This is a genomic window from Dyadobacter sp. CY261 (assembly GCF_021440085.1).
Classification (GTDB): Bacteria; Bacteroidota; Bacteroidia; order Cytophagales; family Spirosomataceae; genus Dyadobacter.
In genome coordinates, this window is record NZ_JAKCPW010000009.1 from 356,371 (window position 1) to 367,079 (window position 10,709).

At 46.8% G+C, this 10,709-nt stretch carries 9 protein-coding genes; 4 read left to right on the plus strand and 5 right to left on the minus strand.

Features of this window, described 5'->3' with window-relative positions; genetic code table 11:
- Positions 1-186: 186 nt before the first annotated feature.
- A complete protein-coding gene (locus LZD49_RS24830; protein ID WP_234670379.1) occupies positions 187-981 on the minus strand; it encodes a hypothetical protein in 795 nt (264 codons plus the stop codon).
- 198 nt (positions 982-1,179) lie between these two features.
- On the opposite strand from LZD49_RS24830, the gene accC reads away from it, so the two are divergent.
- The 3 genes from accC (at position 1,180) to LZD49_RS24845 (ending at position 4,768) form a co-directional block, all read left to right on the plus strand.
- The gene (gene accC / locus LZD49_RS24835) at positions 1,180-2,685 is read left to right on the plus strand and encodes an acetyl-CoA carboxylase biotin carboxylase subunit (protein ID WP_234670380.1); all 1,506 of its coding nucleotides are present in this window, start codon (positions 1,180-1,182) and stop codon (positions 2,683-2,685) included.
- 263 nt (positions 2,686-2,948) lie between these two features.
- Positions 2,949-3,998, plus strand: a complete 1,050-nt coding sequence (gene queA, locus LZD49_RS24840; RefSeq protein ID WP_234670381.1) for a tRNA preQ1(34) S-adenosylmethionine ribosyltransferase-isomerase QueA — start codon at positions 2,949-2,951, stop codon at positions 3,996-3,998.
- A gap of 89 nt (positions 3,999-4,087) precedes the next feature.
- Complete coding sequence (locus LZD49_RS24845) at positions 4,088-4,768, plus strand: 2-C-methyl-D-erythritol 4-phosphate cytidylyltransferase (RefSeq protein WP_234670382.1); 681 nt, start codon at positions 4,088-4,090, stop codon at positions 4,766-4,768.
- On the opposite strand, the gene LZD49_RS24850 is transcribed toward LZD49_RS24845, so the two are convergent.
- The 4 genes from LZD49_RS24850 to LZD49_RS24865 form a co-directional block, all read right to left on the minus strand.
- Positions 4,752-6,053 (minus strand): hypothetical protein, encoded by a 1,302-nt coding sequence (locus LZD49_RS24850; protein WP_234670383.1) that lies wholly within the window; start codon positions 6,051-6,053, stop codon positions 4,752-4,754. The two genes, LZD49_RS24845 and LZD49_RS24850, sit on opposite strands and share 17 nt — an antisense overlap.
- A gap of 3 nt (positions 6,054-6,056) precedes the next feature.
- Positions 6,057-7,199: an acyltransferase family protein gene (locus LZD49_RS24855; RefSeq protein ID WP_234670384.1), complete on the minus strand. Its 1,143-nt coding sequence runs from the start codon at positions 7,197-7,199 to the stop codon at positions 6,057-6,059.
- Between the two features lie 63 nt (positions 7,200-7,262).
- Entirely contained in the window at positions 7,263-8,042 is a 780-nt protein-coding gene (locus LZD49_RS24860) for a glucosamine-6-phosphate deaminase (protein WP_234670385.1), read from the minus strand.
- 5 nt (positions 8,043-8,047) lie between these two features.
- Positions 8,048-9,451: a Gfo/Idh/MocA family protein gene (locus tag LZD49_RS24865; RefSeq protein ID WP_234670386.1), complete on the minus strand. Its 1,404-nt coding sequence runs from the start codon at positions 9,449-9,451 to the stop codon at positions 8,048-8,050.
- Positions 9,452-9,603: 152 nt separating this feature from the next.
- Here LZD49_RS24865 and LZD49_RS24870 point away from each other — a divergent pair, with 152 nt between their 5' ends.
- Positions 9,604-10,614 carry a LacI family DNA-binding transcriptional regulator gene (locus tag LZD49_RS24870; protein WP_234670387.1) on the plus strand — a complete coding sequence of 337 codons (1,011 nt, stop codon included), beginning with the start codon at positions 9,604-9,606 and terminating at the stop codon, positions 10,612-10,614.
- The last annotated feature ends 95 nt before the right edge of the window (positions 10,615-10,709 follow it).

Consider the following 10,709-nt stretch of genomic DNA (forward strand, 5'->3'; position numbering starts at 1 on the left):
AAATAACGAATTTACATGTAACATAAAAAGACCGTTGTCATTGCAACTTACGGTAAGTTAGTAAAATAGCAAAAATGAGGCCATATGCCTATCAATGAATCGGGCATTTTCCCACCAACAAAAAATCCCGGCAGTAACGCCGGGATTCGCGATGAAGGTAGAGATATTAGTAATGTATTCGGAGTGTTATTGCCAGGTGTTGGTCCAATTTGTTACATCTCCATTGTCGTCGGTCCTTGTCCCACTTGTTACGTACCCTTGCTGATCCAGGACATAGGTAAAATCAGACTTCAAGGGAGAAGCGCCTTCCATAATCCTTTTTTTAATGAGATATTTAAATTTTCTAGGGAAAAGTGTGCCATCCATAAAGCCATTCGATTGATCCTGATCTTGTGTGAGCGATCCGGATTTGTCTATTTGATTGGTATACTCAAACGTCGTCTTAGTCTCAGGCACCCCATTTTTATCAAAAGATTGTGAATACTTTAAGTTCTCGTTAAGATCATCGTAATAGTGCTCTATATAGCCTTCTGCCTCCCCTGAATAAATTTCCTTGAAAAGCTTTCCTTTCTTATACGAATAAGCCACCGTTAAAATGCTAATCTCGTTCCCATTGTTGTCTACCTGATAAAACGTGACCTTCTTAGCCACTTTATTCTCCATTTCGTATACATACTTATTAACAATCTTCCCGTTAAGACTCATTGAGTAAATGACGGTGGTTGACGTATATGCGACATCAATGACATTTCCCGCTTGTCCAATCTGAAATTTCTTTACGGTCTTATCTGGGTTGTATTCTATTGCTTTGGTAGGATAGAATTGGGTAGACTCCAGCAACAACCGCTCATTCACCGCCGCGACCGGCAATGGATCGGTCTCTGGCTGAGGTTCATGGTCGGTGCACGCAGCAGTGAGCAGCAAGAGCGCGAGAAAGTTTGCATACTTCAGAAAATAATGTTTCGTGGGTGTTGTCAACATGATCTTATCAGTTTGGTTGAAACCAAAACTACAACGCCTCTGCGCTATATAAATCGGTGACATACCCTCTAAAAATCCTGCGGTAGTGTTGTAATGATTCTTCGGTATAAAAGCAGTTTAAACTTAGCGAGTAGGCGAGGCTGAAATGAATGCTTTTGAACATTATCGACAATGCTATTACGATCCTAACCTGTTCAAATGCCCCAGATCAAAAAAATCCTGGTTGCCAACCGTGGCGAAATCGCGCTACGCATTATGCGTACCGCGCGTGAAATGAATATTGCAACCGTGGCCGTATTCAGCGAAGCCGACCGAAAATCCCCGCACGTTCGGTATGCCGACGAGGCAGTTTGTATAGGGCCGGCGCCGTCGTCGGAATCTTATCTCAATACCGACAAAATCCTGGGAGTCTGCCATGACCTGGGTGTGGACGCCATCCATCCTGGCTACGGGTTCCTGTCCGAGAATGCAGGGTTTGCCCGGAAAGTCAGAGATGCGGGACTGATTTTCATCGGTCCGTCGCCGGAATCGATTGAGATCATGGGCAGTAAGCTGGCTGCTAAGCAAGCCGCGTCGCATTACAATATCCCCATGGTACCTGGCACGCCGGATGCCATTGACGACCGCGACGAAGCGAAACGCGTCGCTCTGGCCATTGGCTATCCGATCCTAATCAAGGCGAGTGCAGGAGGGGGAGGCAAAGGTATGCGGGTTGTGGATCAGGAAGCAGAATTTGACGAACAAATGAACCGGGCTGTGAGCGAAGCACAGGCGGCATTTGGAGATGGCTCCGTTTTTATCGAAAAATACATTACATCGCCGAAGCACATCGAAATTCAGGTTTTGGGCGATCACCATGGCAACATCGTCCATTTGTTTGAACGCGAATGCTCGATCCAGCGACGACATCAAAAAGTAGTAGAAGAAGCACCGTCAATTTCCATTACGCCTGACATACGGGCAGAAATGGGCCGCTGTGCCGTTGATGTGGCGCGCTCTTGCGGCTACTATGGCGCGGGAACCGTGGAATTTATCATGGACGAGGACAGAAATTTCTACTTTCTCGAAATGAACACCCGCTTACAGGTCGAACATCCGGTAACTGAAATGATCACCGGTACGGACCTCGTAAAAGAAATGATAAGGATCGCCGAGGGCCAGCCGCTTACTTTTCAGCAGGACGATTTGCACATCAGTGGCCATGCCATTGAAATCAGGGTGTATGCGGAGGATGCTGCGAACCACTTTTTGCCCGATATCGGCACGTTGTCCACTTACATTAAACCGGATGGCAATGGCGTTCGAGTGGACGACGGTTTCGAACAGGGCATGGAAATCCCTATATATTACGACCCAATGATTGCCAAGCTCGTTACATACGGCGAGAACCGCGAAACAGCAATCCGGAAAATGATCAGAGCCATTGACGAATACCAGATCACGGGTGTGCAAACCACGCTTCCATTCTGCCGGTTTGTAATGCAGCACGAAGCATTCGTGAGTGGCCGTTTCGACACCAATTTCGTAACGAGACATTTTCACGCGGATTTGTTAAATACAAATACCGATCGTGAAATAGCAGGGATGGCCGCACTGCTTTCGGCGCTTTTGAACGGCTCGTCGCGGGAAACCGAACCCGTTCAAAATGAGATAGCGAACGTTAATCCATCGAAATGGAAAGCACGGCAATATATCTCGCGTTAAAACTAGCTGAATTCTTGAAATTTTTTAAAAAAATTCCTACTTTTGCGGTCTTATTTTAGATAAGGGTTCTCTATACAAATTTTTGGGCAATTTGAAACTACCGTAAGTAATCCTAATGCCCAATTTTCTTTGATAGGAGATGCTATCTAGTTAGTAATTGCTATAATTCAGTTGCATTAAGTGCCGGAATCCGTCATAAACGGGCTTTACCCGTTTCTTTTTGACATTATCTACGACCAAAGACATTCACAGAATATCCAGCTATGAAGCTATCCGAATTTAAGTTTGATCTTCCCCAGAGTTTAATCGCACTTCATCCTTCCGACCGTGGAGAATCCCGCCTGATGGTCGTTCACCGAAAAACAGGAGAAATTGAACATAAAACATTCGCCAATGTGATCGATTATTTCGAAGACGGCGATGTAATGGCCATCAACGATACGAAGGTATTTCCGGCACGTTTGTTTGGCCAGAAAGAAAAAACCGGTGCTAAGATAGAAGTTTTCCTGTTGCGCGAACTGAACCGCGAAATGCGGCTTTGGGACGTTCTTGTTGACCCTGCGCGTAAAATACGTGTAGGTAACAAGCTCTATTTTGGCGATAGCGACCTCGTTGCCGAGGTGATCGACAATACAACCTCACGTGGCCGGACTATCCGTTTTCTATATGATGGAGACAATGATGCGTTCATGAAGCTGGTCGACGAGTTGGGCGAAACCCCGCTTCCTCCCGAAATCATCTCACGCCGTAAGGTCGAAAATGCTGACCGCGAGCGTTTTCAAACGATATTCGCAGAACATGTAGGTGCCGTTGCCGCTCCAACAGCCGGGATGCACTTCACGAAAGCGATTATGAAACGCCTGGAAATTAAAGGTGTTAGCTTTGCCCCGATTACTTTACACGTAGGTCTTGGTACTTTCCGGACTGTGGACGTAGAGGATCTGACCAAGCATAAAACGGATTCAGAAAATTACCGCATTACACAAAGTACCTCTGAGCTCGTTAACAAGGCGATTGATGGGAAAAAACGCATTTGCGCAGTAGGTACCACGTCATTGAGGGCCATTGAATCGTCGGTATCTGCAAGCGGTCATTTGAAACCGGTAGAAGGCTGGACCGACAAGTTCGTGTTCCCTCCATACGACTTCAAAATCGCGAATGCATTACTCTCGAATTTCCAATTACCCGAATCGATCCTCTTGATGGCTGCTTGTGCCTTCGGAGGTTTTGACCTGGTCATGAAAGCATATGATCTCGCTATCAAGGAGAAATATAAGTTCTTCACGTACGGCGATGCGATGCTGATTATCTAATATACAACCCACCCATCTAAATGGTCATTTATGATCAGCGACCACCGTCCTGAGCCGTAAATGACCATTTTTGTTCGTATTTCGATCCCATGCAAGAATATGTGATCATCGTGGCGGGCGGCAGCGGAAGCCGCATGAAAAGCGATATACCTAAGCAATTCCTACCGGTTAACGGTCTTCCCGTGCTGATGCATACGATCCGGGCGTTTGCGGGCTATTCCCGGAACCTGCGCATTATCGTGGTGCTGCCTGCCGATCAATTTCCATTCTGGAATGATTTGTGCCTGCACCATAATTTTGACATTGCCCATCAGTTGGTAGCCGGTGGCAAAACCCGTTTTCATTCTGTCAAAAACGGATTGAACCGCATTACCGACCCGGGAGAATGCTTGATTGCCGTTCACGACGGCGTAAGGCCCATCATTTTCCGCGAAATCATCGCACAAAGCTTCGAAAGTGCAGCATTACAGGGTACAGCAGTTGCGAGTGTACCACTAAAAGATTCAATCCGGATTGTGGGACAAAATGAAGGCAATAAGGCAATGGACCGCACGCTGTTCAGACTTATTCAAACACCACAGACATTCAGGGCGACATGGATGCGGGCGGCATTTACAGCGGATTATCAGGAATCGTTTACCGATTGTGCAAGCGTCCTCGAAGCCTGGGGCTACAACATCCAGCTTATCGACGGTGCTTACGAGAATATCAAAATCACAACTCCGGAAGATCTGCGCTGGGCGGAAATTTATCTCAAAGCCACTTCCTGAACCACGCAAATGCTTCCTTCTGCATATCGGCGTCAAATTTATGAGGTCCGTCGTAGAAGCTGGCTTTGTATTTGTCGGAAGCGCCTGCTTTTTTAAATACTTCAGTTAAAATGGCGTCCGCATTCTTCATTTCGGAAAGTGTGTACAGCTCGTCCTGATTGTTGTTCAAAACTAATGTAGGTAATGGCACTCTCAGTCCCAGAATCTCCGGAAAATCCAGGTATTTGGGTAGTAGAGGCGTGTAAGTCATCCAGGTGTGGTTGAATGATTTATTTAGAACCAAATCCTTCCAGGTGGTCATAAAACCAACACAAACGGCGCACTTAATGCGCGGATCGAGACCAGCCAGGTACACCGTCCGTAAGCCGCCTCCGGAAAGACCGCCACAACCGAGCCGGTTAGGGTCCACGTCCTTCCGACTGGCTAAAATATCCAATGCTACCTGGTCTTCGGTGAGAAAAACACCTGGCCAAGTTGTTCCGGCCGAGAACAGCGACTTGGACATCACATGCTCGTGTTCAGATGACCATTCGTTATAAGCGCGAATATTTTCGGCTTTTTCAGGGTCAGCATCGGATTTACCTTCCGCACTCACCGCGCCCCAATTCAATCCTTTCGTGTCCTCATAATGAACTCTTCTGCTACCAAAAGCATAAGTGTCATGCACTAGCACCACATAACCTTGCTTTGCGATCTCATTGGCCCAGGCTCGGCCGCCATAGTCCGTTTTCTGATGTTCTTTCAGTATCGAATGCTGATCGTCCGAGGTTTTGACGATCTTTCGCAGACCGAAATATTTCATCCCGGCATGATCGTGAAGTCCCAGAATGCCCGGCAAAGGTTTGACAGAACCGGCAGGTTTGAGCAAAACTGCTTCGGTAGCCCTTCCATAGGGCAATTGCCATGTCAGTTCTTCGATATCCAGGCCATCGTAAGTATATTTCTTCTTCACGGTAACCTTCGGCAAATCTGGTTTAGGAGGTGCCGAAACTGTATCCAGAGTCTTGGCTAATGCTTCCTTATGCCATTTTGCGAGGTTACTCCATTTACTATTCCGAAATGAGAGTGGTGGAATTGCGGGAAGCAGCGACGCAGCCCAGGGACCATAAGCGCCAATCAGGCTTTTTTCCGATGCCATAGAAGGAATGTGATGACTATCTGTACTAAGATAAGATGTTGCCACGGCCACCGGGGCACCAGCTACCATCGATAATGCGACCGAACCGGCGCTGTTCTTTAAAAAAGATCTTCTCGTCATTTCACCAGCATTGCGGTCCGTTTCCATAGGCTACACTTTGACAAATATTTTGTTCCGGTATAAAAAGTAGAGGAAGAGCCAAACCAGCACGAAACCGCCCAGCGCGTTGTAAACCTCATGCCAATTTTCAGGCGCATGTTTGTAAATCCCTTCAAAAAGCAAGCGTGAGGATGCGTTGAAATCCACAAAGCGGACTGCCAGATAGATGACCAGCGAGTTTAAACCAATAACCCGAAAGAAAAAGGCCCATTTCTGACAACCTTTCACATCGATGATCCAGTAGAAAATGGCGAGCATTGCGAAGGCCATTCCGGAAGTCAACATAATGAAAGAGCTCGACCAGAGGTGCTTATTAATTGGAAAAACAAGATTCCAAGCTAATCCAATAATGATACCCGCTGTACCAAATGAAAAGTGCTTCCTAAGTTTCGATCCTGCATTATCTTTGTTCAGTAACAAATCTCCCGCTACGGTACCAAAAATGGTGAGACATATTGCGGGAAATTGGGTAAGCAGTGCGAGTTCGTCGTAAGTGCCTTGTCTTAATTTACCCGGCATAAAATTACGATCGACCCATCCTACCAAATTGCCTTCAAAAGACAGGTCTCCGGCACCGAAGCCGGGAACGGGAACGAGGATGAGCGTCAGATAGTACACTACCAGAATGCCCATCGCAATGTAAACCCGCTGGTTAAAATCGAACTTCATATACAAAATGGCCGAAACGAAAGTCGCAAGACCAATCCTGCCCAACACACTTCCGTAACGTATATGTGCGGGATCAAAAATATCCATCGGTGCATTCTTATCGAGGATACCCAGGGCGATAAGGATAAGCATCCGCTTGAAAACCTTGTTGATGATCACCGATTGCGGTATTCCCTTCACCAAACCGCCTTTAATGCTGAATGCGAGCGAAGTTCCGGCTAGAAACAGGAACAACGGAAAGATAAAATCATAAAAAGTAAATCCATGCCAGGCAGGATGCTCAAACTGTGCGGCAACAGTATCGATGAATGGAACACCTGTTTTCCCGCCCAGCAGGGCGATGAATTGCCCGCCACCCGCGATCATCAGCATATCGAACCCGCGTAATGCATCGATGGACGCCAGCCTCCCAGAAGTATTAGCCGGTTTTACTTCTTTTTGAATAACAACAGATGGTGCTTCCATGGGTTTGGATGATTATTAAAATAGAAGTAACTGTACCACTGCTTTTTACCTGTGATGCACGCGCTATTTCGGTATTTCTACATTGCGGTCTCCACCAGCCAGTTCCTTTTCGGATAACAAACCCGATGACTCCTTGTCGAGGAAAAAGGTACAATCGGGGTGCAATTGCAGAATGCTTGCCGGGAATGCATTACTTACTTCATTCTCGAGGCTGTTTTTCACTGCCACTGCCTTGCGCTCGTCAGGTACTGAGCATATGATATGCCGCGACTGCATAATTTGCCGCACCGACATGCTGATTGCCTGCAAAGGCACTTCTTCCAGCGACGTAAACCAACCTTCCCCCATTTGCTGAAGCCGACACGGTTCGTCGAGGTACACAGCGAGATATGGGGATTCGGTATCAAAATCTGCTGGCGGATCGTTGAATGCCAAATGTCCATTCTCTCCGATTCCGACCAATGCCAGATCAATGGGGTGCTCACCGATATGTTTTGCAAGAAAGGCAAGTTCTGTATTCAGGTCATTTTCGCCGTTGATAAGGTATACTGCCTTTAACGGGGCTACCTGGGATAAAAAGCGTTCCGACAGATATTTCCGAAAACTCGCCGGGTGCGTTGCGGGAAGTCCGATATACTCATCCAAATGAAACATCGTAACCTTCGACCAAGCTATGTCCCTCTCGGTAGTTAACTGATTTAGTGTTTCAAACTGGCTGGTACCTGTCGCCAGAATAACATTGGCATATCCCTGCCTGCCCAACGTCTCTCTAATAATCGTTGCCGCATATGCGCCGGCATTTTGACCAAGTTCTTCCTTTGTCTCGGAAATAATGACTTTCATTTCGCTTATGATTTTACTTCTGTATTACCACCCTCTTTCAGTGCTACATCCACGGGCTTGTTTTTCTTCCATGAACCGCTTGTGAAATCGGGAATATCAATGGAATTGGATCTGTTGGCCACCGACCATTCGCTCAAAGGTGAAATAACACTCCATGAAGCCGCGTCATATACGTCCTGATCCAATGGCAATCCGTTCCGCAGGCAGTCAATCAGCCGCCAGTCCATGAGAAAGTCCATTCCGCCGTGTCCACCCACTTTCTTGGCTAGTTCCCCCACCCGTTTGATGATCTCTGGCTGGTACTTCTGTTCCAATGCCTTAAATTCTTCCGGTTTAACCCACTCATGCCCATGCGAAATGCGGCCCGATGTCCCATCCTCGGGCAATGGATATTTCTGTGCGGCACCCTTGGTTCCGCTAATCAAGTGCAGACGGGAGTAGGGTCGGGGAGAAGATACGTCGTGCTGCAGCATGATTGTCTTCCCCTTCGCTGTTTTAATAGTGGTGGTATTCATGTTGCCACGATATGACTTGCCAGCGTATTTTTTAAAGTCAGGATCTTTCGTTGCCAGTTCGTTGGCCTTCGCTTGCAGCATAAAATCATTACTGCTCAGGGATACCAAATAATCCATTTTATCGCCTCTATTGATATCGAGCACTTGGGCGACGGGGCCAAGCCCATGAGTAGGATATAAATTCCCGTTGCGCTGGTTTTCCTTTAATCTCCAAAGATCGAAGCGCTTATCCTTTTCAAAAAGTGACTCGAAAATGTCGTGAATATACGCTCCTTCCACATGGACGATCTCTCCGAAGTAGCGTTGTCTGGCCATATTCAGGGTGAGTAGTTCAAAGAAATCGTAGCAGCAGTTTTCCAGCATCATGCAATGCTTTTTCGTACGCTCCGACGTCTCCACCAATTTCCAGCAATCTTCAACGGTTGTGGCAGCCGGGATTTCCGTTGCCACGTGTTTTCCATGTTCCATTGCGTACAATGCCATGGGCGTATGTAGATTCCAGGGCGTACAAATGTAAATCAGGTCTATATCATCCCGTTCACACAGCTTTTTCCATGCATCCGGTGAGCCTGAGTACGCAACCGGACTATGGCCTGCGTCAGTCAGCAACTTCTTTGCATTATTGGCTTTTTCGGGTATAATATCAGCCACACCCTTTACCTGCACACTTTCGAGATGGACGATTCGCTTGATAGCTCCGCCACCACGATTACCCATTCCGATATACCCTATACGTACAACATCCATCTTAGGCGCGGCATAACCGCTCATATTGAACAGTTGCTTCCGGCCGCTGGGAGAGCTGCCGATCCCTGCGGCTCGGCTAACCGACGATACACCGGTCATCCCAATGGAACCGAAACCGGCTATTTTTAAAAATTCCCGCTTTTTCATTTGCCTTGATTCGGTATACAATCCAAAAAAACATTTGCAATCGCACAATTTTACGATGATTTATAGCGGCATTCCAGATATTTGCCTTAAATAGTAGCGAGAACGTTATCGAAACTAGAATTTTATTCCAACGCCGTGAAGCGACTTGCTCGATGACAAAGAGATTGACTACCATCAAGGACATAGCCCGAGAACTCGGAATATCTGTGGCGACGGTTTCGCGGGCGATGAGGGACACATACGATGTAAGTGCTGAAACCAGGAGGCTAGTACTTGATACCGCCGGAAAAATGAACTATCGGCCTAATTTCAATGCAACCGGGCTGGTCAAAAGCGGAACACATAAAATTGCAGTGGTCATCCCGGCAATTACCAACTACTATTTCTCCACGGTAATTACAGGGATTCAGGAATACGCGTTGGAGAAAAATTATCAGGTAATGTTATATCTGACAAATGATTCCGCTTATTGGGAAACAAAAGTTGTTCGGGAGTTGTCGTTGAGCAGTGTTGACGGTCTCCTTGCCTGCATTACTTGCGAAACGGTCGATTTCAGCCATTTTGAAGAACTACTGGAAGCCGACATGCCTTTGGTTTTCTTCGATCGTGTACCGCATTCGATAAAAACGTCGATGGTCGTACAAGATGACTATACCGGTGCTTGTGTAGCTACCGAGCATCTCATCTCTCAGGGATATAGCAAAATTGCGCATCTGGCCGGTCCATATGGCCTGAACCTTACCCAGCAGCGCAGGCAAGGCTATATTGACACACTGAAAAAGCATAACCTGGAGTCCTACGGAATTATTCACTCCGGTTTCAGCGACGAGAATGGGCGCGAGGATGTAAGTACATTGTTCCAAAGCGATCCTAAGCCGGATGCGATCTTCTCAGTGAATGATCGAAAAGCAATCGGTGCCATTCTTTGGCTGCGAGAACATCATATAGCTGTTGGAAATGAAGTGGGAATTATAGGTTTTACAAATGATCCTACCTCAAAAATCATATCTCCTTCTCTCTCGACCATCGCCGAACCTGCCTATGAAATCGGTCGAACCAGCTGCGAGATATTAATAAAACATATACAGAAGCAAACCTATCCTACACAGGAAATCTCGTTACCTACCGAACTGATCGTCCGGGAATCCACGCGACGTGAATAGCTATAAACGCAAAAAGCATCCTTTTGAGGGGATGCTTTTTGTTTGTTAAAATTGTGGCGGCTACCTACTTTACCAGGTTTGATCCAAGTATCATC

What these genes read in the sequence shown, in the direction of transcription:
- LZD49_RS24830 (WP_234670379.1), bottom strand. Translation starts at nt 981, where the DNA reads ATGTTGACAACACCCACGAAACATTATTTTCTGAAGTATGCAAACTTT.
- accC (WP_234670380.1), top strand. Translation starts at nt 1,180, where the DNA reads ATGCCCCAGATCAAAAAAATCCTGGTTGCCAACCGTGGCGAAATCGCG.
- queA (WP_234670381.1), top strand. Translation starts at nt 2,949, where the DNA reads ATGAAGCTATCCGAATTTAAGTTTGATCTTCCCCAGAGTTTAATCGCA.
- LZD49_RS24845 (WP_234670382.1), top strand. Translation starts at nt 4,088, where the DNA reads ATGCAAGAATATGTGATCATCGTGGCGGGCGGCAGCGGAAGCCGCATG.
- LZD49_RS24850 (WP_234670383.1), bottom strand. Translation starts at nt 6,053, where the DNA reads ATGGAAACGGACCGCAATGCTGGTGAAATGACGAGAAGATCTTTTTTA.
- LZD49_RS24855 (WP_234670384.1), bottom strand. Translation starts at nt 7,199, where the DNA reads ATGGAAGCACCATCTGTTGTTATTCAAAAAGAAGTAAAACCGGCTAAT.
- LZD49_RS24860 (WP_234670385.1), bottom strand. Translation starts at nt 8,042, where the DNA reads ATGAAAGTCATTATTTCCGAGACAAAGGAAGAACTTGGTCAAAATGCC.
- LZD49_RS24865 (WP_234670386.1), bottom strand. Translation starts at nt 9,451, where the DNA reads ATGAAAAAGCGGGAATTTTTAAAAATAGCCGGTTTCGGTTCCATTGGG.
- LZD49_RS24870 (WP_234670387.1), top strand. Translation starts at nt 9,604, where the DNA reads ATGACAAAGAGATTGACTACCATCAAGGACATAGCCCGAGAACTCGGA.